23 protein-coding genes are annotated in these 24,104 nt (G+C 74.4%); 11 read left to right on the top strand and 12 right to left on the bottom strand.

The window, feature by feature from the left end; all coding sequences use genetic code 11:
• Positions 1 to 13 precede the first annotated feature (13 nt).
• The 7 genes from ACN268_RS14500 to ACN268_RS14470 form a co-directional block, all read right to left on the bottom strand.
• Positions 14 to 613, bottom strand: a complete 600-nt coding sequence (locus ACN268_RS14500) for a hypothetical protein (protein ID WP_421483660.1) — start codon at positions 611 to 613, stop codon at positions 14 to 16.
• Positions 614 to 696: 83 nt separating this feature from the next.
• Entirely contained in the window at positions 697 to 3,948 is a 3,252-nt protein-coding gene (locus ACN268_RS14495; RefSeq protein WP_421483659.1) for a helicase HerA domain-containing protein, read from the bottom strand.
• Complete coding sequence (locus ACN268_RS14490; RefSeq protein WP_421483658.1) at positions 3,945 to 4,595, bottom strand: hypothetical protein; 651 nt, start codon at positions 4,593 to 4,595, stop codon at positions 3,945 to 3,947. The genes ACN268_RS14495 and ACN268_RS14490 overlap by 4 nt, the downstream gene beginning before the upstream one ends.
• The gene (locus ACN268_RS14485; protein ID WP_421483657.1) at positions 4,582 to 5,607 is read right to left on the bottom strand and encodes an endonuclease domain-containing protein; all 1,026 of its coding nucleotides are present in this window, start codon (positions 5,605 to 5,607) and stop codon (positions 4,582 to 4,584) included. The genes ACN268_RS14490 and ACN268_RS14485 overlap by 14 nt, the downstream gene beginning before the upstream one ends.
• A 180-nt stretch (positions 5,608 to 5,787) precedes the next feature.
• Complete coding sequence (locus tag ACN268_RS14480) at positions 5,788 to 6,759, bottom strand: hypothetical protein (protein WP_421483656.1); 972 nt, start codon at positions 6,757 to 6,759, stop codon at positions 5,788 to 5,790.
• Positions 6,756 to 8,114, bottom strand: coding sequence for a hypothetical protein (locus ACN268_RS14475; RefSeq protein WP_421483655.1), 1,359 nt, complete (start codon positions 8,112 to 8,114; stop codon positions 6,756 to 6,758). Before ACN268_RS14475 ends, ACN268_RS14480 begins: the two co-directional genes overlap by 4 nt.
• Positions 8,111 to 8,416, bottom strand: coding sequence for a DUF6403 family protein (locus ACN268_RS14470; RefSeq protein ID WP_302745571.1), 306 nt, complete (start codon positions 8,414 to 8,416; stop codon positions 8,111 to 8,113). Before ACN268_RS14470 ends, ACN268_RS14475 begins: the two co-directional genes overlap by 4 nt.
• Before the next feature lie 193 nt (positions 8,417 to 8,609).
• Between ACN268_RS14470 and ACN268_RS14465 the strand changes: the two genes are divergently transcribed.
• Entirely contained in the window at positions 8,610 to 9,011 is a 402-nt protein-coding gene (locus ACN268_RS14465) for a hypothetical protein (RefSeq protein WP_421483654.1), read from the top strand.
• A gap of 60 nt (positions 9,012 to 9,071) precedes the next feature.
• Here the strand turns inward: ACN268_RS14465 and ACN268_RS14460 are convergent, their stop codons facing one another.
• On the bottom strand, positions 9,072 to 9,650 hold the full coding sequence (locus tag ACN268_RS14460; RefSeq protein ID WP_421483653.1) for a TetR family transcriptional regulator: 579 nt from the start codon (positions 9,648 to 9,650) through the stop codon (positions 9,072 to 9,074).
• Between the two features lie 71 nt (positions 9,651 to 9,721).
• Between ACN268_RS14460 and ACN268_RS14455 the strand changes: the two genes are divergently transcribed.
• Positions 9,722 to 10,930, top strand: a complete 1,209-nt coding sequence (locus ACN268_RS14455; protein WP_421483652.1) for an FAD-dependent monooxygenase — start codon at positions 9,722 to 9,724, stop codon at positions 10,928 to 10,930.
• Positions 10,931 to 10,963: 33 nt separating this feature from the next.
• Positions 10,964 to 11,893, top strand: coding sequence for an LLM class F420-dependent oxidoreductase (locus tag ACN268_RS14450; protein WP_421483651.1), 930 nt, complete (start codon positions 10,964 to 10,966; stop codon positions 11,891 to 11,893).
• Positions 11,894 to 11,928: 35 nt separating this feature from the next.
• Here the strand turns inward: ACN268_RS14450 and ACN268_RS14445 are convergent, their stop codons facing one another.
• Positions 11,929 to 12,285 (bottom strand): thrombospondin type 3 repeat-containing protein, encoded by a 357-nt coding sequence (locus ACN268_RS14445; RefSeq protein ID WP_421483650.1) that lies wholly within the window; start codon positions 12,283 to 12,285, stop codon positions 11,929 to 11,931.
• Positions 12,286 to 12,327: 42 nt separating this feature from the next.
• Here ACN268_RS14445 and ACN268_RS14440 point away from each other — a divergent pair, with 42 nt between their 5' ends.
• The 3 genes from ACN268_RS14440 to ACN268_RS14430 all read left to right on the top strand — a co-directional run bounded on the left by ACN268_RS14440 (position 12,328) and on the right by ACN268_RS14430 (position 14,783).
• Positions 12,328 to 12,585, top strand: coding sequence for a DivIVA domain-containing protein (locus ACN268_RS14440; RefSeq protein WP_421483649.1), 258 nt, complete (start codon positions 12,328 to 12,330; stop codon positions 12,583 to 12,585).
• Between the two features lie 5 nt (positions 12,586 to 12,590).
• Positions 12,591 to 13,829: an FAD-binding protein gene (locus ACN268_RS14435; protein WP_421486892.1), complete on the top strand. Its 1,239-nt coding sequence runs from the start codon at positions 12,591 to 12,593 to the stop codon at positions 13,827 to 13,829.
• Between the two features lie 84 nt (positions 13,830 to 13,913).
• Positions 13,914 to 14,783, top strand: a complete 870-nt coding sequence (locus ACN268_RS14430; protein WP_421483648.1) for an AraC family transcriptional regulator — start codon at positions 13,914 to 13,916, stop codon at positions 14,781 to 14,783.
• A gap of 106 nt (positions 14,784 to 14,889) precedes the next feature.
• Here ACN268_RS14430 and ACN268_RS14425 read toward each other — a convergent pair whose 3' ends face one another.
• A complete protein-coding gene (locus ACN268_RS14425) occupies positions 14,890 to 16,023 on the bottom strand; it encodes a site-2 protease family protein (protein WP_421483647.1) in 1,134 nt (377 codons plus the stop codon).
• Positions 16,024 to 16,142: 119 nt separating this feature from the next.
• Between ACN268_RS14425 and ACN268_RS14420 the strand changes: the two genes are divergently transcribed.
• Entirely contained in the window at positions 16,143 to 18,191 is a 2,049-nt protein-coding gene (locus tag ACN268_RS14420; protein ID WP_421483646.1) for a prolyl oligopeptidase family serine peptidase, read from the top strand.
• Positions 18,192 to 18,262: 71 nt separating this feature from the next.
• Here ACN268_RS14420 and ACN268_RS14415 read toward each other — a convergent pair whose 3' ends face one another.
• Positions 18,263 to 19,108, bottom strand: coding sequence for an alpha/beta hydrolase (locus ACN268_RS14415; RefSeq protein ID WP_421483645.1), 846 nt, complete (start codon positions 19,106 to 19,108; stop codon positions 18,263 to 18,265).
• 286 nt (positions 19,109 to 19,394) lie between these two features.
• On the opposite strand from ACN268_RS14415, the gene ACN268_RS14410 reads away from it, so the two are divergent.
• The 4 genes from ACN268_RS14410 to ACN268_RS14395 are packed head-to-tail and all read left to right on the top strand — an operon-like array spanning position 19,395 to position 22,968.
• Complete coding sequence (locus ACN268_RS14410) at positions 19,395 to 20,342, top strand: ABC transporter ATP-binding protein (RefSeq protein WP_421483644.1); 948 nt, start codon at positions 19,395 to 19,397, stop codon at positions 20,340 to 20,342.
• 1 nt (position 20,343) lies between these two features.
• On the top strand, positions 20,344 to 21,135 hold the full coding sequence (locus tag ACN268_RS14405; RefSeq protein ID WP_421483643.1) for an ABC transporter permease: 792 nt from the start codon (positions 20,344 to 20,346) through the stop codon (positions 21,133 to 21,135).
• Positions 21,136 to 21,193: 58 nt separating this feature from the next.
• Positions 21,194 to 22,348 carry a sensor histidine kinase gene (locus tag ACN268_RS14400; RefSeq protein WP_421483642.1) on the top strand — a complete coding sequence of 385 codons (1,155 nt, stop codon included), beginning with the start codon at positions 21,194 to 21,196 and terminating at the stop codon, positions 22,346 to 22,348.
• Positions 22,345 to 22,968, top strand: a complete 624-nt coding sequence (locus ACN268_RS14395; protein ID WP_088647048.1) for a response regulator transcription factor — start codon at positions 22,345 to 22,347, stop codon at positions 22,966 to 22,968. Before ACN268_RS14400 ends, ACN268_RS14395 begins: the two co-directional genes overlap by 4 nt.
• Before the next feature lie 54 nt (positions 22,969 to 23,022).
• On the opposite strand, the gene ACN268_RS14390 is transcribed toward ACN268_RS14395, so the two are convergent.
• Positions 23,023 to 23,910 (bottom strand): L,D-transpeptidase, encoded by an 888-nt coding sequence (locus ACN268_RS14390; RefSeq protein ID WP_421483641.1) that lies wholly within the window; start codon positions 23,908 to 23,910, stop codon positions 23,023 to 23,025.
• Positions 23,911 to 24,104: the final 194 nt, after the last annotated feature.

The following is a 24,104-nucleotide window of genomic DNA, read 5'->3' as shown; positions in this document are numbered from 1 at the left end:
CCCCACGGCCCGCTCAGAGTTTCAGCCCCTCGACGGTGCCCAGGTCGTACCAGGTGAGGGAGAAGGGGCTGTCGCCGGACGGCACGACCGGGAACACGCCCCAGCTCTCCAGGACCGCGCCGGGCCGCAGGGTGAAATCCGTGCCGGGCCGCTGCGACGCGCAGTACGTGTCGACCGGGAAGACCTGCCGCCCGTCGTCCATGGTCAGATGCGACGACCGGAGATCCGCCGTCCGGGCCGGGCAGCTGAGCACCCAGCCGCCGGGGGACCGGGTCGTATAGCGCAGCTGCACCCGCAGCGTACCCGCCGTCACCTCCAGACCCGTGACGGTCGCCGTGTTCTGCCCGTCGTCGTAGAGGAGGCGACTCATCTGCCGTGGGCTGGCCTCCGGCGACGCCGAAGCGACCGCGCCGGGCGCGGCGGTCGACGGGGCGGGGCTGCCGGACGCCGGCTGCGTGGGCCCGGAGGCGGTTGCCCCGGCCGGTGCCGCCGCGTCCCGACCCGGCCCGGTCGGCTCCGGCTTGTTGAGCGTGATCCAGACCACGGCGGCGGCCCCCAGCACCACGATGACGACGATGCCGACGATCAACCCGACCAGATGCTTGCGCAACATCGATGATCCTTACTGCCGGTGAACAGGCTCCTTCCACGCTAGATCCCGGTGGCAAGATCCGCAGGTCGGCGGGGTCGTCGAGCTCACCGGCGGCGGGCCCGTTCCAGCACCTCCTCGACGGTGAGCGGGCTGCGCGGATGGTGACTGAGCGACAGCGGGGTGCGGATCTTCACCGGTGCGGCGCCCTCGGCGGCGAGATAGAACTCGCCGGTGCCGAGCCGGGCGACGTCGAGGATGTCGCCTCCCTTCGCCTTGGCCATCTCCCGGGCGGCCTCGATCTGGATCGGGCTGTTCAGCCGGCCGTAGAGCTGGGTCGCCGCGTTGCCCGGGATGCGGTTGTGCAGCCCCTTGGGCGCCTGGGTGGCGAAGACCAGGCCCAGGCCGTACTTGCGGGCCTGGGCCGCCAGCGCCAGCGTGCTCTGGGTGCACGGTGTCATCGCGCCGGACGGGGCGAACGTCTGCGCCTCGTCCATCACCAGCAGCCCGAGCAGCGGGCGGTCGTTCGCCGGGTGTTTCCTGATCCAGGCGAACAGCGCCATCTGCAACTGGTTGACGAAGCCCTGCCGGGCCTCGTCGGACTGCAGCCCGACGAGGCTGACGACGGAGATCCGGGCCCGCGCGCCGGGGGCGGGGGTGAGCAGCAGGCCCGGGTCCATCGGGCTGCCCTCGCCACCGAACAGCGGATCGTTGACCATCGCCGCCGCCAGCGACTGCGCGATCCCCACGCCGATCTTGTCGGCCCCGTCGATGTCCAGCAGCCCGTCCGGCAGGTCGGCGAGGGTGTCGATCAGGCCCTGCACCCGGCTGCCGCCGCGCCGGCCGTAGTGCTCGACGGCCTTACGCAGCACGGCGAGCCCCAGGTGGACCTTGTTGGTGCGACCGGTCAGCTGGGCGCGGGGCGCGAGCGACGCGACAGCCGCCTCCACGGCCTCGTGGAACTCGTCGGGGTCGTCGCGCACGCCACGGAAGTCCGGCAGCGGCTGGAAGCTCAGCGGGCGACCCGACGACCGGCGTGGCGTCCACACCAGCACGTCGGTCCCGGCGAGGTAGTCCCGGGCCTTCCCGGCGTCCCCGGCGCGCCACTGCGGCGGCGGCTCCGGCCACCCGTCGCCGAGGCGGGCCAGGTCGTTGTTGGGATCGAGGACGATGGCGGAGACCCCGGCGAGGGCACACTCCTCCAGGACGCGCCGGATCAGCACGGTCTTGCCGGACCCGGAGCCGGCGAAGATGGTGGTGTGCTTGCGCAGGGCCTCGAGCGGGAGGGACACGGGTTCGTCGGTGCGGTGGTCGTACCCCACGGTCAGCCGCGGACCGGAACCCTCCGCGTCGACCGGCCGCGGGGCGACCCGTCCCGGGGCGGCGGGCTGTCCGCCGGGCGACCCCACGTCGACAGGTGCCGTTCCGGCCGGACCTGCCGGGGGCGGTGGCGCGGTGACCGGTCCGGCCCGCTTGGGCCCTACCGGCGGACCGGGTTCGCGTTCGCCGGGCGCGGCGGGGAGCCAGTCGGCGACGGAGGCGAGGGCCCGCCGTAACACGGTGAGGTTCCGGGTCGGTCGACGGGCGGCCAGCCAGTCCCGGATGTCGACGGGTGACTCGGCGAGCATGACCCGCAGCGCCCCGAGGATGCGGAGATCCTCTTGGTCCAGCGGCAGGATCGTCCCGCCGGCCTGAGTGAAGGCCGTGACCGCCTGCCGGGTCTTGGCCCCGCTCGACCAGGCCCCGTTGCGGAGCAGGAAGAGCTTGCGGCGGGTCACCCGGGCGTCGAGCCCCGCCACCGTGCACGCCTTGCGGAGCCGGGCCAGCGCGGCGATGGCGTGGTGCTCCTCGCTGACCGCCCGGAAACACCAGTGGACCTGGTCCTCGGTGGCCTCGTCGAGGGTGAGCCGGAGCCGGGCGTGCAGCGGCGGCTGGGCGCTCGGCGGCGGGTCCACGCTGAACGATCCGCCGCCCTCGCCGCGTTCCATGACCCAGGCGGTGAGACCCGCCGCGAGCAGGGCGGGGATCAGACCGTCCTCGCCGTCGCGGGTCAGTGGGCCGGAGACGTCGGCCTCGGTTCTGAGCTGGGCGAACCTCGTGTCGAGGTGTTCCAGGTCGGTGACCGCAGCGGCGTGCGGGCCGGGGGGCCTCGGCCGCGTCGGATCACCGAGCCGGGTCAGCTCCCGCACCTCGCCGGCGGCGACGCAGTCCCGGACGTGCCGGTCGATGTCGATCAGCAGTTCCCGGGGCGTCATCTGCTCGGCCTGCGCGAAGGCGTCGGGCCGCACCGGCCACGACGGGTACGGGGGCACGAAGCCGCGCTCGGCGAACCGGACGGCGAACCGCCGCTCGACGATCTGCCGGGCCAGGGCGGCGTCGTGGATGGTGGTGAGCCGGGGTGCCACCCGGAACCGGTCGCTCACCGTGTCCACCGTCCGGCTCCGGATGATCGTCCACGAGTTCGGCAGGCAGGCCACCAGGGTGAGGGTGCGGCGGGTGAGCTGGCGCAGCGACATCAGGCCGTCGGCGATCCGGGCGTGCACCGCGGCCTGCTCCGGGTCGTCCTGCGCGCCGGGCCGGGCGTGCAGGACGTCACCGGCGGCCACGGACTGCGCGATGAGGGTGTCGATCTGGTCGACGGCGATCACGGACGGCCCGGTCAGGGCCAGCAGCCAGGAGATCTCCTGGACGATCCGCTGCGCGTCGCGCGGTGCCCGCCGCATGCCCCAGGCGCTGCGCTCACCCGCCTCCCCCTCCTCGCCGGAGGTGAAGTAGTTCTCCGCGACGTCCCGGTGGGCGACGTCCTCCGAGGCGCTCAGCGCGAGGGCCCGCGCCGTCTCCCCGCAGACGCGGGCCACGTGCGGCGCGTGCCCGGCGAGCCCTTCGACGAACGCGTCCAGGGCCGCCCGGGTCAGTTCGGTGTCCCCCATCACCGCGCGGCGGGCCGAGCGGGGTGCCCCGACCAGCGAGGAGAGCCGACGCAGCACCAGCCTGAGCTGGCTCTCGCTGCCGGGCACCGGCCGGGACAACCCGTCGAGCACGGCGGCGAGCACGCTGTCCCAGAAGCCGCGCGCGTCGAGCAGCCCGACCAGGAAGAAGTAGCCGCCCTGCTGCTGCACCTGCTGCCGGATCCAGCCCAGCAGGTGGGTCTTGCCCGAGCCGCGCTGCCCCTGCAGCACCAACCCGATCGGGCTGCTGTCGGCGCTGTCGCGGGCATCGGCCACCCCGTCGAGGACGTCGCGGACCACCGCGGTGTGCAGGCCCTCCACGTGGAACGGTGAGGGCCGCCAGACGTCGTCGGGCACCGGTGCCCAGTCGAGCCTGAGCGCCGCCAGGGCCGCGTGCTCCGCCCCGGTCATCCCACCCCGATCGCCAGCAGGTGCTTGTCCTGGCCGCCGAGCCGCAGGGCCGCCGCCACGTCGGCCGTGGTGAGCGCCTTCTGGTTGGATTCCGGGACGATGTCCACGTCCGGCTCGCGCTCCAGATCCCGCAGCGCCTCGTCGAGGTCGGCGGGGTCGACGTCCGCGAAGAACGGCCGCAACCGGGTCAGACTGACCCAGGCCCCCGGCTCGGCGGTCAACGCCGCGTAGGCGTGCCGGACGCGCAGCCCGAGGGCGCGCCGCAGGTCCGGTCGGGGCGTACCGGCCCGCACGTCGGTGAGCGCGAACATCTCGCCGAAGGTGCGGTAGTCGCTGCGGGCCATGACCCGGTCCCGCAGGTTCACCTGCAACGCCGTCAGCGCCCCGCCGAGGATCCGGCCCTGCGCCGACTGGAAGTTCAGGTCCTCCTGCACCCGGACCCAGCCCCGGTCGGCGAGCTGGTGCAGGAAGGTGCTGCCCTCGCGGCGGCTGTCCAGGTAGCCGAGGCGGTTGAGCTTGTCCCGGTACGACTTGCGGATGTCGACGCCGTAGCGCTTGCGCAGCTCGGTGTTGGGCACCTCCCGGGCCTCGGCCATCAGGACGACCAGGATCGCGCTCTCGGAGGGGGTGAGGTCATCGCCGGGCATGGAACGTTCCTTCCGCCATGTCGCGTCGCCGGGCCCGGATGACGGTGCCGATCTGGTGCACCACCGCGCCGACGTCGTGGTTGATTCGGGCATTGGTGAAGCGCAGGACGGCGTAACCGTCCATCTGCAACCGCACGTCGCGCTGCCGGTCCGCCTCGAACCGGTCCGGCCGGCAGTGTTCCGGGCCGTCGACCTCGACCACACACCGCTCCGCGGGCCAGAGCAGGTCGAGGCAGACCGGGGGCGCGAGGGGATGCGACAGGTGGTAGTGGTTCCAGACCCGGCCCGCCGCCCAACTCTCGGCGGCCAGGGCGGCCTCCAGTGCCGCCTCGGTGCTGCTGCGGGGATGGGGACGTCCTCGCACCGTCGGTGCCGTCGCCGGGACCGGCCGGGGTGGCGGGACCGCCGCCGGGGCGAGCGCGACGCTGACCACCCGGTCCTCGTGCCGCAACGGCGTCCCGGTCAGCCACACGGCGACCCGGCCGTGGTGACACAGCCACTCCGCGCCCGCCACGACGGCCCGTTCCCCGGCCGGGTCGAGACCGGCGGGCACCTCGACCAGCAGGCTCACCCCCGGCCGGTCGAAGCCGTCCGCCACCACCCGGGTCAGCCCCGGACAGCGGATCTCCGGCGGGAACGGGTCGGTCGGTGGACGTCGCCCGGACACCGCCACGTCGGCGAGGTGTGCCAGGAACGGTGCGAAGTGCGCGGACTCCCGCGCCCGCCGGCTGGCGGCGGCCCGGACGGCGGCCAGGCCGAACGGGTCGACGCGGGGGACGTCCGCGGCCTCGGGGAGCCAGCCGGGTAGCAGCGCCACCGCCACCCGTTCGAGGTCGTCCAGGACGGCACGGACGAGGGAGCCGGGGGTGCGGGGCGGGCCGGGCCGCAGCACGACGGCGACCGGGCCCACCGGTTCCCCGGTGGTGGCCGCCGCGACCGCGTCGGTGGGTACGCCGACGAGCTGCACGACGCGATCCGTCGGCAACCCGGCGAGCTGCCGGACGAGGCTCATGGCGGGTCACCGGCGTGGACCGCGACCGCCGTTTCCCGGGGGAGGTCGGATCGGGCGGAACTCAGCGGTCTTCATCCTCCCGTGCGGCCATCGGACGAACCCGAACACCCTACGAAGCGGTTCGCCGGGGGCGCCAGCGCCGTACCCGGTCAGTCGTGCTTCGGACAGCCGGACGACGGGCTACCCGGACCTGCCGGGTTTCCCGTCGGCCAGCGACTGCGCCCGGCGGCTCAGCGACTCGACGTGGGTGGTCAGCTCCCGTACCGCCTGCTCGTCGGCGTCGTCCAGGGTCGACAGCCGGTCGAGCAGGGCGGCGTGGTCGGCGGTCAACTGCCGGTAGCGTCGGACGAAGCCGCTGTCCTCGCCGTCGGGGCGGCCGCTCAGCAGGGCGTACGTCGGGTCGAGGTCGATGATCTGCTGGGCCAGGCCGGCGGTGGCGGCGCTGAGCGCGCTGCGGCTGTCGGTGCGTTCGTCGCGACGGACCCGCCGGGCCGCCGCCAGCCGCCCGGCCCGCCGGCCGCCGAGGTAGAGCACCGACGCTCCGGCGACGACCCCGGTAACCGCCGCGGCGGCGAGCAGGAACCGGGGCAGCGACGGGCTGATCGTCCGCGCGCCGTCGGGCACGGTGCCGGCCTTGACCAGCCGGTCGTAGTTGACGGCGATGACCTTCACGGCCTCCAGTGGACGGTCGACGAACGTGTCGATGCCCCGACCGATGATCATTTCTGCGGCGGCGGCCTTGCCCAGGTTCTTCTTCTCGTATCCGGGCACCAGGGCGCAGCCGTAGGTGTCGTAGTCGTCGCCGTCGCGGCTGAGCACCAGCACGACGGTCCCGTCGGCGGCCCGGTGCACCTGCTTGCAGGTGTCCCGCAGGTCGGCCCCGGGGGAGCGCAGGATCACCACCAGCCGGCGGTTGCCGATGACCCGTTCCGCCGCCGCCCGGTCCACGTCGAGCCCGGGGTCGGCGTAGAACGACGTGGTACGGACGTGCCTGGCGATCGGGCCGTCCAGGGCCCCGCCGCTCCACACCGCCCAGCCGGCCAGCACCAGGCAGGCCAGCACGGCCAGGCCGAACGGGGTGCCGAGCAGGCCGGCGACGCGTGCCCGCCCCGGGCGGGCGGTGGCGGTCCGCGGGGATGGGGAACGTGTCATGACAGCCTGCCCCGCAGGTAGTTGTCCGGTCGGTAACTGGCGATGCCGACCTGACGCGCGGTGTCGTCCAGCTCGGCCGCCGCCTCGTCGAGCAGGGTGCGGACGTGCCGGGCGGGCAGTTTCTCCTCCCACGCCGACCGGGCGGCCTGGAGTGTGACGATGCCCCGGGTCAGCGCCGGGTTGCTGCGGGCGTCGGTCAGCAGGGACACCTCGACGGCCAACGCGGTCAACCCGGCCAGCCGGGTCGGCGCGGTATCCCGCCGGCTGCCCGGCCCGCGGTCGGGCCGGCGCAGCGACCGGGCCGACAGCACCATGAACGCCGCCACGCAGCCCGCGAAGAGCCACGGCAACGCCGGTAGCGCCACCCGCAGCGGGTCGGCCGGCCGGTACGGCAGGGGCCGCTCGAACAGGCCCGCGTAGCGGATGTCGGTGACCCGGTTGAGATAGACGCCCAGCACGTTGCGCTGCGGGTAGTCGGTGCGGCTGAGCAGGTTGGCGAACTGGCCGTAGAAGCTCGCCCCGGCCAACTCCGCGAAGTCCGCCGCGCCGGGCCCGTGGTATTCGATCCAGAGCCCGTACATCACCACGATCGGCCGGTCGGGGAACCGGGCGTTCAGGGCGGGACCGTACCGGGGCAGGGGTTCGCCGTAGCGCTGCACGGGCAGCGCGACGTACCAGGCCCCGTCGGGGAAGGCGTTGCGGGCGGCGGTCTCGGGCACGTCGGTGAGGGTCGCGCCGGGCGCGATGTGCCGCCCGGTCGCCCGCAGGTCGGTCAGGACGGTGGTCAGCTCCGGCCCGCTCGGCTCGCGCCAGCGCAACTCGTCTCGGTCGGCCGGGGTGGACTCCTTGCGCAGCGTGGTGATCAGGGCGATCAGCAGATCGGTCACGTCCCCGGTGGCGAACTGCGCCCGCCAGGCGGGCAGCCGGTCGGAGCTGGCCTGGTAGAAGCCGCCGCTGACCTCGGTGCCGATCACCCGGATCGTGGCGTTCTCCACGTCCCGGACCCGCTCCCGTTCATCTTTGTCCAGGCCGGGCGGGGCGACCAGGATCCGGGTGTCGCCGGCCACCTCCCGCACCCGCTGCTCGTTCCAGTACGCCACCGAGCCCGGCAGGCGGACCACCGGCGCGGCGGCCACCAGCGCGGTCATCTCGTCCACCGACGGCACGGTGGCCCGGTCGGAGGTGCCGGCGCCGTCCGTGTCGACCCCGGCCGTCGACGTCGGCGACCGGCCGTAGCTGACGTCGATGCCCTGCTGCCGCTGGGCGAGCAGGAAGACCACCAGGACGAGCACGGCGATCCCGAGCAGCGTCCAGCGCAGCGGCTCGGCCAGCCGGCGGTATCCGCGGGCGGTCACCGGTGCTCCCGCCACAGCCGGTCGGCCTGCCGGGCGTGCTCGGCCGCCGCCCGCGCCGCGTCGACCCCGCCGCGCCGGCCCGCGAGCGACTCGGCGCGGGTCAACAGCCGTTCCGCCTCGGGCACCCGGCCCGGGGTCGCGTCCCGGCTGACGGCCGCGCTGTCGATCGCCGCGCGCGCGGCCGACCAGGCGGTCCGCCGCTGCTCCGCGTGGGCCCGCCGGTGGGGCAGCAGGGTGGTCGCCACGCCCGCGGCCACCAGCAGCACCGCGCCGGCCAGCCAGAACAGGGAGGGGTCTGCCATGGGCTCCAACCGTTCGCCGGGTCCGGGGGACGGCCCCCGGGGGTGGTCCGACCGAGTCTCGCCGATCGGGTCAACCCGCGCCACACGGCCCCCGACCAGGGCGGTTGTCGCTGCGAAGGGTGGCGTGCCGGTGATCGTGAGTACGGGTGCTCATCCGGTGGCCGGCCCCGCCGACGATGATCGGGACGTGCAGATGACGCGTACCCGAACCCTCCTCGGCGGTGTGCTGCTCGCGGCCGCGACGATCGGCACCTGGGCGGCCTGGCTGGGGTGGGAGAGCGGCTACTCGACCGACCCCCGCACCGGCGCGACCTCCGGCCCGTACGCGGTCTGGCAGGTGGTCGGCGCGGTGCTCACCCTGGTCGTGGTCGCCGCCGTCGCCGGCTGGCTGCTCGGCCCGGTGCTGGTGGCGCCGGTGATGACGGTGGCGTTCACGGCCGCCTGGTCGGGGCACGCGGCGGCCACCGACGACTCCGGGCTGTGGGTGGTGGGGGCGGTGCTGGTGCTGTTCGGCACCGGCGTCGGCAGCACCCTGGTCAGCCTCGGCAGCCGGCTCGTCCGCCGCCGCGTCGCCGACCGTCGCCCGCGTACCTGAGCCCGGCTCCCGCCTGCGGGTTCGTGCCGCAGTGGCGGGCATCCGCCGTTCGGCAGGCGGTCAGGCGGTGAATTCGTCGGTGATCCGGACGAGGATGCGGGTCAGGTCGGCTGCGGTCGGGGTGCTCTGCGGGTCGACCAGCGACTGGGCGGCCAGGCCGCCGAGCAGGGTCTGGTAGAACGCGCCGAGGGCCAGCGCCTCGGCCTCGTCGGCCTCGGGGTCGAGCTGGTGGAAGATCGCGGCCAGCCCGAGCCGGGCGCGGTGGTTGGCGGCGCGGAGTGCCTCCCGCAGCTCGGGGGCACGGTCGAGCTGGGAGATCAGCTCGAACTGGACGGCCCAGAGGGGGCGTAGCCGGTCGAAGGACTCGATCACCCGGGTCCAGGCCGCCTCGAACCGTTGCCGTGGGGTGGCGTCCGGGCCGGCGTCGACCGTGAATGCCCGTTCCAGTTCCTGGCCCCACTCCTCCATCGCCTCGAAGAGCGCCTGGTCCAGCAGGGCCCGGGTGGTGCGGAAGTGGTAGCCGATAGCGGCCAGGCTGGTGCCGGCCGCGGCGGCCACGTCCCGCGCGGTGGTGGCGGTGTAGCCCTTCTCCACCAGGCAGCGTTTCGCGCCGGCGAGCAGGTCGTCCCGATTGCCCATGGGCACAGCGTAGCGTGTCCCTCGCACAAGGGTCTTGCACAACCGTCTGACACGTTCGTACTATTGCCTGCATGACGAACGTCCTGATCTCCGGTGGTGGCGTCGCCGGCCTCACCCTCGCCTGGTGGCTGCGCCGGCACGGGTTCCGGCCGACCGTCGTCGAGCGGGCCCCCGCGCTGCGCGCAGGCGGCTACAAGGTCGACATCCGCGGTGTGGCCCTGGAGGTGGTCGACCGGATGGGGCTGGGCGGCCAGGTCCGACGGCGCGACACCGGCATGCTCCGGACCCGGTTCGTCGACTCCCGGGGCGACACCCTCGCCGCCATGGACGCCAGCCTCTTCGGCGGGCGGGAGGGCGACGACGTCGAGATCATGCGCGGCGACCTGGTCGACATCCTGGCCGGAGCCACCACCGACGTCCCCCTCCTGCTCGGCGACTCGATCACCACCCTCACCCCGACCGCCGACGCGGTGCGGGTGGTCTTCGCCAGCGGCCACCGGCAGACGTTCGACCTGGTGATCGGGGCGGACGGGCTGCACTCGCAGGTGCGCCGGCTGGCCTTCGGCAACGACCCGGACCCGGTACGCCCGCTCGACCACCACATCGCCGTGTGCACCGTGCCGGCCGGGTTCGGCCTCGACCGCACCGAACTGATGCACGTCGCCCCGGGCCGCAGCGTCGGCGTCTACCGCACCGCGGGCGCCCCCGACGCCCGCGCCCTGTTCCTCTTCCGGTCCCCGGCCGAGGTCCCCGCCCCCGGCGACGCCGCCGGGCGTCACGCGCTGCTGGCCCGGGAGTTCGCCGGTCTCGGCTGGCAGGTGCCCCGGCTGCTCGCCGCAGCCGCCGACGCCGACGACCTCTATCTCGACGCCATCAGCCAGGTGCGGATGGACCACTGGTCCACCGGCCGGATCGCGCTGGTCGGGGACGCCGCGTACGGACCGTCACCCGCCTCCGGCCAGGGCACCAGCCTCGGCCTGGTCGGGGCGTACACGCTGGCGGCGGCGTTGGCCCGGGCCGGCGGGGACCCGGGCGCCGGATTCGCCGACCACGAACGGCAACTGCGTCCCTTCGTCCGGGCCAATCAGGAGTTGGCCGAGCGCAACCTGCGTGGGATGGTGCTCGGTTCGACCGCCCAGATCCGCGTCCAGCTGACGATGCTGCGGCTGCTGCCCCGGCTGCCCGGCCGGGAACGGATGATCCGCCGGGTGACCGAGCCGATCCGCCGGGCGGCGACCGCGATCACCCTGTCCGACCCGGGCGTGCCCGGCGGAGCCTGAGCGGCCGACCGCCCGGCTCCCTATGCTCGGGGCATGGAACTGCGGATCTTCACCGAGCCCCAGCAGGGCGCCACCTACGACCAACTGCTCACGGTGGCCCGCGCCGCCGAGGACGCCGGCTACGGTGCGTTCTTCCGCTCCGACCACTACGTGGCGATGGGGTCGTCCACCGGCGAACCCGGCCCCACCGACGCCTGGACCACCCTGGCCGGGCTGGCCCGGGACACCACCCGGATCCGGCTCGGCACACTGGTCACGGCGGCCACCTTCCGGCTGCCCGGTCCGCTGGCGATCACCGTCGCCCAGGTCGACCAGATGAGCGGCGGCCGGGTCGAGCTGGGCATCGGCGCCGGCTGGTTCGCCGAGGAGCACACCGCCTACGGCATCCCGTTCCCGCCGGTGGGGGAGCGCTTCGACCGGCTGGAGGAGCAACTCGCCGTCATCACCGGGCTGTGGGCGACCCCGGCCGGTGAGCGGTTCGACCACGCCGGGAAGCACTACCCGGTCAGCAACTCCCCGGCACTGCCCAAGCCGGTGCAGCAGCCCCGCCCGCCGATCCTGCTCGGCGGCAAGGGACCCAGGCGCACCCCGCGCCTGGCCGCCCGCTACGCCGACGAGTTCAACCTGCCCTTCGTCTCGGTCGAGGAGACGGTGGCCCAGTTCGGCCGGGTCCGCGCGGCCTGCGCCGAGGCGGGCCGCGACCCGGGCAGCCTGCGCTGGTCCAACGCGCTGGTGCTCTGCTGCGGCCGGGACGACGCCGAGGTGGCCCGCCGGGCCGCCGTGATCGGTCGGGAACCGGCCGAGCTGCGGCAGAACGGCGTCGCCGGCACCCCCGCCGAGGTGGTCGACACGATCGGCCGGTACGCCGAGGCGGGCAGCGAGCGGATCTACCTGCAGGTGCTCGACCTGGCCGACCTGGACCAGCTGGAACTGGTCGCCGCCGAGGTGATGCCCCAGCTGTGACCCGGCCGGCCACCCATGGCGGCCGGCCGGGACGGTCAGTGGCGGCGGGCGCCCGGCTCGCGCAGCACCGTGTCCAACCGGCCGTCCCGGTCGCTGTCCAGGTAGGTGATGTCCGGTACGCCGTCGCCGTCCAGGTCGAACTGGACCACGTCGGCGATCCCGTCCCCGTCCAGGTCGGTCACCACCTGCGTCGAGCCGTCCAGGTGGTGGGTGACGATCGAGTGCGCCCCGCCCGGTGCCACCCGGGGTGCCGGTGCCGTCGTCGGTCCCGTCCGGTCCGGGTACGCCGACGGCGGGGCGCTCGCCGGCTCCAGGCCGACCCCGGTCGGGTCGATCTCCTCCTCGGACGGGTAGACGTCGCCGTGCAGGATCGGGTCGCGGTAGCTGCTCATCGCGCCATGGTTCCCCGTGGACGCCGTCGACAACCGTGCCGGATGGTGCACCGGACCGCGCTCACCGAGTTCGGCGTCGGACTGCGCGGGTACAGTTCCGACGTGGTCGACACACTGGTGGGACACGCCCGCGCGGCACTGGACTCGGACGACCCGGCGCGACGCCGGACGACCCGCGACGAGCTGGCCGCCGCCAGGGCGCAGGGCCTGCCGGTCAGCCCGCGCGGCTACGACGTCGGACAGGTCGACGCGGCGCTGGACGACCTGCACGCGGCGCTGACCGAGGGCGGCGACGCGTGAGCGGGGTGCCCCGGCACAACTGGGCCGGCAACGTGCACTACGCCGCCCGTGCCTTCCACCGGCCGACCACCCTCGACGAGCTGCGCCGGCTGGTCGCCGGCAGTGACCGGGTGCGGGCGGTCGGCAGCGGCCACTCGTTCAACCGGATCGGCGACACCACCGGCGACCTGGTCTCGCTGGCCGGGTTGCCGCCCACCGTCGAGGTCGACCGGGAACGCGGCACCGTCACCGTCGCCGCCGGGCTGCGCTACGGGGACGTGGCGACCCGGCTGCACGAGCAGGGGCTGGCCCTGGCCAACCTCGCCTCGCTGCCGCACATCTCGGTGGCCGGGGCGGTCGCCACCGGCACCCACGGCTCCGGCGACGGCAACCGCAACCTGGCCGCCGCCGTGGCCGGTCTCGAACTGGTCACCGCCGACGGGGACGTGCTCACCGTCGACCGGTCCGCCGGTGACCGGTTCGCCGGCATGGTCGTGTCGCTGGGCGCACTGGGCGTGGTCACCCGGGTCACCCTGGACGTGCTGCCCACCTTCACCGTCCGCCAGTACGTCCGCGAGGACCTGCCCGTCGGCGCGCTGGACACTGCGCTCGCCTCGGCGTACAGCGTCAGCGGGTTCACCACCTGGCGCTCGACGGACATCGACCAGGTCTGGCGCAAGCAGCTCGCCGACGCCCCGCCGCCGGAGCCGGACTGGCTCGGCACCACCCCGGCCGACCGGCCGGCGCACCCGGTGCCCGGAATGGACCCGGTGAGCTGCACCCCGCAGTTCGGCGAGCCCGGCCCGTGGCACGAGCGGTTGCCGCACTTCCGGCTCGGCTTCCTGCCCAGCAGCGGCGACGAACTCCAGTCCGAGTACCACCTGCCCCGCTCAGCCGGGGTCGGGGCGCTCGCCGCGCTGGCCGGGATGCGGGAGCGGATCGCGCCGGTGTTGCAGATCTGCGAGCTGCGCACCGTCGCCGCCGACGAGCTGTGGCTCAGCCCCAACCAGGGGCGCGACACGCTTGCCGTGCACTTCACCTGGGTCGACGACGCGGCGGCGGTGCAGCCGGTGCTGGCCGAGATCGAGTCCCGGCTCGCCCCGTTCGACCCCCGGCCGCACTGGGGCAAGGTCTTCACCCTCGACCCGGCCGTCGTCGCCGCCACCTTCCCCCGGTACGCCGACTTCGCCGCCCTGCTCACCGAGCTGGACCCGGCCGGGGTGTTCCGCACCGACCTGCTCGACCACTACTTCCCCCGCGCCTGACCACCCGACCGCAGCGGGCACCGGAAGTCGGGTCCGGCAGTTCCCGGTTGCCTAGCGTGGGTCAGGCACGCGGAAGGAGATCAGGTGCTGGAGCGGCTGAACGAGGCCCTGGCGTACGTGGAACGGCACCTCGACGCACCGATCGAGGTGGCCGATCTGGCGCGGATCACCCTCACCTCGGAGTACCACTTCCGGCGGATGTTCTCGGCGTTGGCCGGGATGCCCCTGTCGGAGTACGTCCGCAGGCGGCGGCTCACCGTCGCGGCGGCCGAGGTGCTTGCGGGTGAGCGGACGTTGCTCGACGTAGCGGTCCGCCACGGGTACGGCTCGACCGAGGCGTTCACCCGCGCGTTCCGGGCGATGCACGGCATCGGGCCGGGTGAGGCGCGGCGTACGGGGGCCGTGTTGCACTCCCAGCAGCGGTTGTCCTTCCGGCTCGTCGTCGAGGGGAGTGGCAGCATGCGGTACCGGGTGGTGGAGAAGCCGGCGTTCCGACTGGTGGGTCGGCGGGCCCGGGTGCCCCTGGTGCACGAGGGGATGAACCCGGCGATCGTGGCGTTCGTCAGGGGCATCCCGGCGGAGACGACGGCCCGCATCGAGGCCCTGTCCGACCAGGAGCCGGCGGGCATCGTCAACGTCAGCGACCTGCTCGGTGAGGACCGGTCCGAGGGTGTCGAGCTGGACTACTGGTACGGCGCGGTGACCGGTGCGGACGTGCCGGACGACCTGGAGGCGCTCGACGTGCCGGCGGGGACCTGGGCGGTCTTCGCGGCCTCCGGGGAGTTCCCGGCGGCCGTGCAGCACCTGTGGCGGGACGTGTTCACCCAGTGGTTCCCGTCGAACCCGTACCGGAGCCGGCCGGGCCCGGAGATCTCCAGTGTCCGCATCGCGGCCGGTGGCACTCACGCCGACGCCGAGCTGTGGATCCCGGTGGAGCGGGCCGGCACTCCCTGATCGACACCATTGTCGGCGATGTTGCGTGGTCTGCATGCTGCGGATGCCGCAACATCGGCCCAGTTGCGGACCGCCCGGCGGGCGGCCGGGCGCGGCGGCCCGGCGGTCACCCGGTGGGGTGGGGGTGGAGGGTGCTGCGTTGGACGGCGCGGCTGATGTCGCTGGGGGAGACGATGCCGACGAGTTGGTCGCCGGTCACCACCAGGGCGCGGCCGTCGGAGCACTCGCTGAGGCGGGGGAGCAGGTCGTTGAGCTGCTCCTCCGGCCGGGCCAACACCAGGTCGTCGGCCCGGCAGGCGACCTCGGCCAGCGTGGTGGCGGCCCGCCGGTCGGGCGGCACGCCGCGTACCCGGTCCAGGGTGACCAGGCCGACCGGTCGGCCGTCCTCGGTCAACGGCAGCGCCGTGTGCCGGTAGGCGAACAGGTAGTGGTCGACGAAGTCGGCGACGGTCATCTCCGCCGACGCGGTCTGCGGCTGCGGGGTCATCACCTCACCGACCCGCACGCCGGTCAGCGCGCTGCCCAGCCGGGCCTGGCGCTCCTCCATCCCGGCCGCGCCGATCAGGAACCAGCCGATCAGCGCCAGCCACAGCCCGCCCACCCCGTAGCCGGCCAGGAACTGCCAGATGCCCAGGCCGATCAGCAGCACGCCGAGCACCCAGCCGGCGCGGGCGGCCACCACCGACGCCCTGACCCGGTCGCCGGTGGCCTTCCACACGGCGGCGCGTAGCAACCGGCCCCCGTCGAGCGGGGCGGCCGGCAGGATGTTGAACACCGCCAGCAGCACGTTGATCCCGGCCAGCCAGGACACCGAGCCGAGCAGCAGCCCCTCCTGCCCGGCCAGCGCCAGCAGCACCGCGATCGCCCCGAAGAACACCCCGAGAAGCAGGCTGACCAGCGGGCCGACCCCGGAGATACGCAGCTCCGCGCCCGGGTCGGCGGGCTCGCCGCGCAGTTCCGCGACGCCGCCGAACAGCCACAGCGTGATCCCCTCCACCTGGAGGCCGTTGCGTTTCGCCACCACCGCGTGCGACACCTCGTGGGCCAGCAGGCCGACGAAGAAGACCACCGCCGCCGCGAGCCCGGCCAGCAGGTACGCCCAGCCGGGCCGGTCGGGGTACGAGCGGGGGAACTGGTTGGCCGACAGCACCCACGCGATCAGCACGAAGATGACCAGGACGCTCCAGTTGACCCCGACGGGTACCCCCGCGATCCGGCCAAGCCGGAAGCTCGCCCTCATGCCCCGCTCATACCCGGCGCTGCCGCGCCCATGCCAGGCCGGCGCGACGGGTCCCCGCGTCCGGGCCCGGTCAGGGCCAGGGTCGAGGGCGGGTTGACCGGTCGGGAATACTGGACGGGGTGACGCTGATCGATGAGGGCGACGACCCGTACCGCTGGTTGGAGGAGCTGGACGCGGAGCCGGCCGCCGCCTGGGTCCACGAGCGAAACGCGGCGACAGTCGCGGCGCTGACCGGCGACGACGCGTTCGTCGCGATGCAGGCCGAGATCCGGCAGGTGCTCGACGCCGACGACCGCATCCCGTACCCGGGCTGGCGTGGCGACGGGTTCTACTACGACTACTGGCGGGACGCGGCGCACCCCCGGGGGCTGTGGCGGCGTACCACGCTCGCGGAGTACCGGCGGCCCGAGCCGGCCTGGGACGTGCTGCTCGACCTGGACGCGCTGGCCGCCGCCGAGGACGAGAACTGGGTCTGGGACGGGGTGACGGTGCTGCGGCCCGGCCACCGCCGCTGCCTGGTCAGCCTGTCCCGGGGCGGCAAGGACGCGGTGGTGGTCCGCGAGTACGACCTCGACACCCGCGCCTTCGTGCCCGACGGGTTCACCCTCGCCGAGGCCAAGAGCGACGTCACCTGGATCGACGCCGACCAGATCTACGTCGGCACCGACCTCGGCCCCGGCTCGCTGACCGTCTCCGGCTACCCGAGGGTGATCCGCCGGTGGCGGCGGGGCACCCCGTTGAGCGAGGCCGGCATCGTCTACGAGGGGCAGGACGACGACGTCTCCGCGTACGCCTCGCACGACCCGACACCCGGGTACGAACGGGACTTCGTCGGCCGCAGCCTGGACTTCTACCGGACCCGCAGCTTCCTGCTGACCCCCGACGGCGGGCAGGTCCCGGTGCCGGTGCCCGAGGACGCCCAGTGGGACGTGCACCGGGAGTGGCTGCTGGTCCGGCTGCGTACCCCGTGGGAGGTCGCCGGGGTCACCCACCCGGCCGGGGCGCTGCTGGCGACCCGGTTCGACGACTTCGTCGCCGGGGGCCGCGACCTCACCGTGCTGTTCGAGCCCGACGAGCGGACCGCGTTGGGCTACCACGTCTGGACCCGGCACCACCTGATCCTGGCCACCCTGGTCGACGTACACCGGCGGTTGGAGGTGCTGACCCCCGACGGCGCGTCGGGCTGGCGGCGGACGCCGCTGGCCGGGGTGCCGGAGGGCGACGAGCCCTGGATCGTGGACACCGACCCGGACCTCGGCGACGACTACCTGATCGCCTCCACCGGCTACCTGCGGCCGGCGTCCCTGCGGCTGGGCCGCGTCGGCGGACCGGTCGAGACCCTCAAGCGGGAGCCGGCGTTCTTCGACGCCACCGGCCTGACCGTGCGCCAGTTCTTCGCCACCTCCGCCGACGGCACCCGGGTGCCGTACTCCGTGGTCGGCGACCCGTCGGCCGCCGCCGGGCCGACCCTGCTCACCGGGTACGGCGGGTTCGAGGTCTCGCTGACGCCGCACTACGACGGGGTGCTCGGCCGGGGCTGGTTGGCCCGGGGCGGCACCTACGTGGTGGCGAACATCCGGGGCGGCGGGGAGTACGGCCCGCGCTGGCACCGGGCGGCGCTGCGCGAGAACCGCCCCCGGGCGTACGAGGACTTCGCCGCCGTCGCCACCGACCTGGTGGCTCGGGGGATCACCACCGCGCCGCAGCTCGGAATCGAGGGCGGCAGCAACGGTGGGCTGTTGATGGGGGCGGTGCTGACCCGCTACCCGACGCTCGTCGGCGCGGTGGTGGCGAACGTGCCGCTGCTGGACATGCGGCGCTACCACCTGCTGCTCGCCGGGGCCTCCTGGACGGCCGAGTACGGCGACCCGGACGACCCGGCCGACTGGGCGTTCCTGCGCGGGTACTCGCCGTACCACAACGTGCGGCCCGGGGTGACGTACCCGCCGGTCCTGTTCGTCACCTCGACCCGCGACGACCGGGTGCACCCGGGGCACGCCCGGAAGATGGCCGCCCTGCTGGGTGCGTACGGCCAGGACGTGTCGTACTACGAGAACGTCGAGGGCGGGCACGGTGCGGCGAGCAACAACGAGCAGCGGGCGTTCCTGTCGGCGTTGACGCTGCGCTTCCTGTGGCAGCGACTGAGCGGCGGTGACGGCGGGTCGTGACGGCGACGGGACCGAAGAGCCGGGGGTGTGCGACCGGGATCCGGACGACCGTGGCCGGGGTTCGTCTGAGGTCAGCGGCGGGACGGGCCGCCCGCCGTCGCCGGGGCCTGCGCCATCCGGGTCGCCCAGTCCAGGGCGTAGTCGGCGACCGCCTCCCAGCCCGGCTCGCCCACCGTGAAGTGGGAGCGGCCGGGGAACTCGTGGTACGCGGTGACCGCCCGCGACTTCTGGTAGAGCCCGGCGTTCGCCTTGACCAGCGACGGCGGGGCGACATGGTCCTCGCCACCGGCGATCAGCAGCAGCGGCGGCCGGTCGTCGCGGCCGGTGTCGACGGTCGCGGCGGAGTGCGGATCGAGGTTGGCGAACGCCCCCTCGAACAGCACGTGCCCGGCGGCGGGGACGGCGTAGCGCCGCCAGGCCCGGTCGGAGTCGTCCGGCTGGAGGGTGTTGCCGAAGGCGTACCGGAACTCGTCCGGGCTGATCTGCACCCCCCGGTGCCGGTTGACCGGGCTGCGCAGCACCGGGTACGACGCCCGCAGCGTGCTGATCGGTAGCCGGAGCACCCCCTTGACCGGTGCGGACGCGACCGCCACGACGGCCGCACCGAGCCCCCGGTCGGCCAGCACCTGGGCGACCAGGCCACCGAACGAGTGGCCGATCACGATCGGTGCGCCGGGCAGCTCGCGGATCACCGCCGCGTAGTGGTCGATGATCTGCCGCAGGGTGGTGCCGGCGATCGTGCCGGGGTCGGCGCGCAGCGCGGTCACCTCCCGGTCGAAGCCGGGCCAGGCGGGGGCGAGCACCCGGAACCCGCGTGCCTCGTACCGCTCGACCCACCCCTCCCAACTGCGTGGTGTCATCCACAGCCCGTGCACGAGCACCACCGTGTCGACCTGTTCGTTCGACGCGTTCCCCATGCGGTCCTCCCCGACCTCGCCGCGACTGCGGCGGCATACCCACCTTCCACCGCCCGATGCCCCACGCCGGGACCCGCCTGTCCGCCCGGGATGAGGGGCGAACGGTGCCGGGTGCGGGACGCCGGATGGTGGGAGACCGACATTCCTGTCAGGCATAAAAATGCCCAGCAGGCATACGACTCCGGCGCGGAACGGACACCGGGTGCGACACCGCTGACATTTGTCACGGGTGGAAGGTGACGGGCGGGCCGGGAAGGAGCCGGCCGGCGGGCGCACGCTCGGTGGCATGAGAAGTGAGTGTCCGGCCGTCGAGTTGAGCGGCCTGCGGAAGAGCTTCGGGCCGGTGACCGCCGTCGACGGGCTCGACCTGACCATCCACCCGGGCGAGGTGGTGGCCTTTCTCGGCCCCAACGGCGCCGGCAAGACCACCACGATCGACATGCTGCTCGGCCTGGCCCGTCCCGACGCCGGGGAGGTCCGGCTGCTCGGCGGCACCCCCGCCGAGGCCGTCCGCCACGGCCGGGTCGCCGCCGTCATGCAGAGCGGCGGCCTGCTCAAGGATCTCACCGTCGCCGAGACGGTACGGATGACCGCGTCCTTCTTCGGCCGGACCCGGCCGGTCACCGAGGTGCTGACCCGGGCCGGGATCGCCGACCTGGCCGACCGGCTCGTCGGGAAGTGTTCCGGGGGCCAGCAGCAGCGGCTGCGGTTCGCGTTGGCCCTGCTCTCCGATCCGGACGTGATGGTCCTCGACGAGCCGACCACCGGCATGGACGTCGAGGGACGACGCGACTTCTGGCAGGCGATCCGGGCCGACGCCCGGTCCGGCCGGACGATCATCTTCGCCACCCACTACCTCGACGAGGCCGACGCGTACGCCGACCGGATCGTGCTGGTCCGGCAGGGCCGGGTGGTCGCCGACGGCACCACCGCCGAGATCAAGAACCTGGCCGCCGGCCGGATCGTCCGGGCCACCCTGCCCGACGCCGACCAGTCCGGCCTGGCCGCGCTGCCCGGCGTGGAGGCCGTCGAGGTACGCGGCGACGCCGTGCTGATCCGTACCGGCGACTCGGACGCCGTCGCCCGGCACCTGCTCACCCGCACCGCCGCCCGGGACCTGGAGATCACCTCCCGCAACCTGGAGGACGCCTTCCTGGCCCTGACCGCCACCGACGCCACCCCGCCCGACACCAACCCCGCCGAAGCCGTCCCCACCGCGACCGTTGGAGCCTGAGATGACCACCTCCGCCCTGACCACCCCCACCGCGGACCGCCGGCCGCCGGCCCTCGGCGGGTTCTCCCCGACGGTGCTGCTGATCGAGATGCGCCGGGTGCTGCGCAACCGGCGGACCCTGCTGTTCACGATGGTCATGCCGGCGGTGTTCTTCCTGCTGTTCGGGCTGCCGCAGCGCGGCGAGACACTGCCCAACGGCCGGCAGGTGCTCGCCTGGATCATGGTCAGCCTCGCCGTCTACGGGGCGATGGTGGCCACCACCAGCGCGGGCGCGGCGGTCGCCACGGAACGGGCCCTGGGCTGGAGCCGTCAGCTCCGGCTCACCCCGCTGCACCCGGCCGCGTACGTCGCCACGAAGGTCGCCACGGCGATGGTGCTCGGGCTGGTCGCGGTCGTGATCGAGTTCGCGGTCGGGGCCGCCGCCGGGGTCCGGCTGCCGGTGTCCGTCTGGCTGCTGGCCGGGTCGGCGGCCTGGCTCGGCTCGCTGGTCTTCGCCGCGCTGGGCCTGCTCATCGGCTACCTCGGCCCGGCCGAGAACGTCATGCAGTTCATGGGGCCGGTGCTCGCCCTGCTCGCCATGTTCGGCGGCCTGTTCCTGCCGGTGGAGATGCTGCCCGACGTGATGCAGCGGATCGCCCAGTTCACCCCCGTGTGGGGGGTGGGTCAACTGGCCCGCGCGCCGCTGACCGGTGACCCGGTGAGCGTCGGGGTGCTCGTCAACCTGCTCGGCTGGACGGCGGGCTTCGCCCTCGGCGCGGCCCGGCTGTTCCGCCGCGACACCCGGCGGGTCTGAGCGGTGGCCCGGCACCGGTGGGCCCGGACACCGGCCGGCGGGGACTAGCGTGGACCCGATGGACCTCCCGTTCGACAGGCCGTCGCCGGTGACCCGCCGCTGGCGGGTCACCGGCTGGCTGCTCGCCGGGGTGTGGCTGTTCTTCCTCAACATCCCGCTGTTCACCGCCGTACACCAGGCGCAACCCTGGCGGCGGGCGGTGGGGGTGGGCACCCTGGTCGTCTTCGGCGTGCTCTACGTGCTGATCTTCCAGTGGGCGCGCGGCCTGCGTCAGGCGCACCGGCCGATCCCGGTCGGTCGGGCACGGGCGTCCGTGGGGCTGCTGCTCGCGTTCGGCCTGGCCGGCATCCCCGGCACCGCGGGGGACTGGCTGACCACCCTGGTCTTCGTCGCGGCGGCGGCGGTGTTCCTGCTGCCCCCGATGGACGCCCTGGTGGTGGTCGTGCTGTGCGCGCTGACCCCACCTGTCGCCGCCGCGCTGGTGCCCGGCTGGGAGGCGGAGAGCACCGTCGTCTTCGCGGTGCTGCTCGCCTCGTTCGCCATGTTCGGGGTGAGCCGGCTGGCGCAGCGCAACGGCGAACTGCGGGCCGCCCAGGCCGAGATCCGCCGGCTCGCGGTCGCCGAGGAACGCGCCCGCACCGCCCGCGACCTGCACGACATCCTCGGGCACTCGCTGACCGTGGTGGCGGTCAAGGCGGAGCTGGCCGGGCGGCTGCTGGAGCTGGACCCGGCCCGCGCCGGCACCGAGATCGCCGACGTCGAGCGGCTGGCCCGGCAGGCGCTGGCCGACGTACGGCGTACCGTCGGGGCGTACCGGGAGATCAGCCTGAGCGGCGAGCTGGCCGGCGCCCGGACGGCGCTGGCGGCGGCGGGCATCGACGGTGACCTGCCCGACGACCTGCCGGCGCTGCCGGCGGCGCGGGAGGAACTGTTCGGCTGGGCGGTCCGGGAGGGAGTGACCAACGTGGTGCGGCACAGCGGCGCGCGGCGGTGCGTGATCCGGGTGCACCCGGACCGGGTGGAGATCGCCGACGACGGGTGCGGCCCGGCCGGCGACGGTGGGGCCGGCCCGCAGCCGGCCGGCGACGGCGGGCACGGGCTGCTCGGCCTGCGGGAACGCGTCCGACGGCTCGACGGCACCGTGACGGTCGGCCGGCGGCCGGACGGCACCGGGTTCCTGCTGCGGGTCACCGTGCCGGTGGAGCAGCGGTGAGCGACCCGATCCGGCTGCTGCTCGCCGACGACCAGGCGCTGGTCCGGGGTGCGCTCGCCGCGCTGCTGTCGCTGGAACCGGATCTCGACGTGGTGGCCGAGGTGGGTCGGGGCGACGAGGTGGTGGACGCGGCCCGCCGTACCGGCCCGGACGTGGCGCTGCTCGACGTGGAGATGCCGGGGCTGGACGGGATCGCCGCGACCGCCGCGCTGCGGGCCGCGCTGCCCGGCTGCCGGGTGCTGGTGGTGACCACCTTCGGCCGGCCCGGCTACCTGCGACGGGCGATGGAGGCCGGGGCGGGCGGCTTCGTGGTCAAGGACACCCCGGCCCGGCAACTCGCCGACGCGGTCCGCCGGGTGCACGCCGGGCTGCGGGTGGTCGACCCGGCGCTGGCGGCGGAGACCCTCGCGGCGGGGACGAGCCCGTTGACCGAACGGGAGACGGCGGTGCTGCGGGCGGCCCGGGGCGGTGGCACGGTGGCCGACCTGGCGGCGGCGCTGCACCTGTCCGAGGGGACGGTCCGCAACCACCTGTCGGCGGCGATCGGCAAGACCGGCGCCCGCAACCGGGCCACCGCCGTCCGGCTCGCCGAACAGAACGGCTGGCTGCTCGGCGACTGAACCGGCGTCGCGGTGCCGGGCGGTCGCGGTGGTGGCGGTGCGGGGCGACCGGGCTCAGGACGTGGTCAGGGCGTCGACGACGACGAGTTCGGTGCCGGGGCGTACCTCGTCGAGGAGGGTCCGCTGGGCGCTGCGGGTCAGCCGGATGCAGCCGTTGGTGACGTCCTCGCCGAGGGTGTCGTCGTCCTGCCAGCTGTGCAGGCCGATGTGCGCGCCCCGCAGCCCGGTGGGTACCGCCTCCGGGTCGTCGGGGACGGCGCCGAGGGCGAAGACGTCCACCCCGCCGTAGACCGGTTCGGGGGGTGGCGTGGTGCCGAGGATGAAGGTGCGGCCGAGGGGGGTCTCCTGGCCGGGCTGGCCGAGGCTGACCGGCCAGGTGTGCACCGGCCGGCCGTGCCGGTACCAGGTGAGCTGGTGGGTGCGCCGCTGCACCACGATCTGGTCGCGCAGGACGACCGGACTCCAGCCCCCGTCGGGCAGCCAGGCCAGTCGACGGCTCGCCGAGGGCAGCAGGACCGCCGTCCAGCCGGTACGCCGCTGCACCACCGGCATGGTCAGCTCCACCCCGCTGATGGTGGGGGCGAGCAGGGCGCGGGGGCGTCCGCCCGGTGCGTCGTACGCGGCGATGTTCCGGGTCGGGGTGACGCCCTCGGTCAACGGGGTGACGTCGAGCGGCTGCGGGTCGGCCGGGAAACCGGCGGGGGCCGGGTCGTAGTCGATCACGGGTAGGCCGGGCGGGGCCGGCGCGGCGGGCGGCACGGTCTCGTCCTCGTGCGGGACGGCCACGGTCGGTGGCGGGGCCGCCGCCCGGCGGGTCGGGGCGGGTGCGTCGGAGCGCAGCGCCACCCCGACGAGCAGGGCCGTCACCAGCAGGGCCGGTACGCCGACGACGGCGACGAGCGGCCCCCGGCCCCACCGATCGATCATCCGGTCAAAAGCCACGAAACCACTCTAAGGGGCAGGTAGCTCCACCCGGTGCGAATCGTCCCGACGGGCCCCCGATCCCCGGCCGTCCACGCGCCGGGACGTCGTACGCCGAGCCTTACACGCGTCCCGGACCGGGGTGGTTCGACGATCCGCCGAGAATTTTCGGCGGCGGCACTGATCCGTACGCGCCGGAGGTCCGTACTGGAGGT

Source organism: Micromonospora sp. WMMD735 (genome assembly GCF_049178995.1).
In the GTDB taxonomy this organism is placed as follows: Bacteria; Actinomycetota; Actinomycetes; order Mycobacteriales; family Micromonosporaceae; genus Micromonospora; species Micromonospora wenchangensis.
This window is presented reverse-complemented; position numbering and strand designations above follow the sequence as displayed.

Coding starts and splice junctions, on each gene's coding strand:
- ACN268_RS14405 (WP_421483643.1), top strand. CDS start 20,344: ATGACCACCTCCGCCCTGACCACCCCCACCGCGGACCGCCGGCCGCCG.
- ACN268_RS14400 (WP_421483642.1), top strand. CDS start 21,194: ATGGACCTCCCGTTCGACAGGCCGTCGCCGGTGACCCGCCGCTGGCGG.
- ACN268_RS14460 (WP_421483653.1), bottom strand. CDS start 9,650: ATGGGCAATCGGGACGACCTGCTCGCCGGCGCGAAACGCTGCCTGGTG.
- ACN268_RS14465 (WP_421483654.1), top strand. CDS start 8,610: ATGACGCGTACCCGAACCCTCCTCGGCGGTGTGCTGCTCGCGGCCGCG.
- ACN268_RS14480 (WP_421483656.1), bottom strand. CDS start 6,759: ATGACACGTTCCCCATCCCCGCGGACCGCCACCGCCCGCCCGGGGCGG.
- ACN268_RS14500 (WP_421483660.1), bottom strand. CDS start 613: ATGTTGCGCAAGCATCTGGTCGGGTTGATCGTCGGCATCGTCGTCATC.
- ACN268_RS14445 (WP_421483650.1), bottom strand. CDS start 12,285: ATGAGCAGCTACCGCGACCCGATCCTGCACGGCGACGTCTACCCGTCC.
- ACN268_RS14485 (WP_421483657.1), bottom strand. CDS start 5,607: ATGAGCCTCGTCCGGCAGCTCGCCGGGTTGCCGACGGATCGCGTCGTG.
- ACN268_RS14455 (WP_421483652.1), top strand. CDS start 9,722: ATGACGAACGTCCTGATCTCCGGTGGTGGCGTCGCCGGCCTCACCCTC.
- ACN268_RS14450 (WP_421483651.1), top strand. CDS start 10,964: ATGGAACTGCGGATCTTCACCGAGCCCCAGCAGGGCGCCACCTACGAC.
- ACN268_RS14495 (WP_421483659.1), bottom strand. CDS start 3,948: ATGACCGGGGCGGAGCACGCGGCCCTGGCGGCGCTCAGGCTCGACTGG.
- ACN268_RS14440 (WP_421483649.1), top strand. CDS start 12,328: ATGGTGCACCGGACCGCGCTCACCGAGTTCGGCGTCGGACTGCGCGGG.
- ACN268_RS14410 (WP_421483644.1), top strand. CDS start 19,395: ATGAGAAGTGAGTGTCCGGCCGTCGAGTTGAGCGGCCTGCGGAAGAGC.
- ACN268_RS14470 (WP_302745571.1), bottom strand. CDS start 8,416: ATGGCAGACCCCTCCCTGTTCTGGCTGGCCGGCGCGGTGCTGCTGGTG.
- ACN268_RS14425 (WP_421483647.1), bottom strand. CDS start 16,023: ATGAGGGCGAGCTTCCGGCTTGGCCGGATCGCGGGGGTACCCGTCGGG.
- ACN268_RS14490 (WP_421483658.1), bottom strand. CDS start 4,595: ATGCCCGGCGATGACCTCACCCCCTCCGAGAGCGCGATCCTGGTCGTC.
- ACN268_RS14415 (WP_421483645.1), bottom strand. CDS start 19,108: ATGGGGAACGCGTCGAACGAACAGGTCGACACGGTGGTGCTCGTGCAC.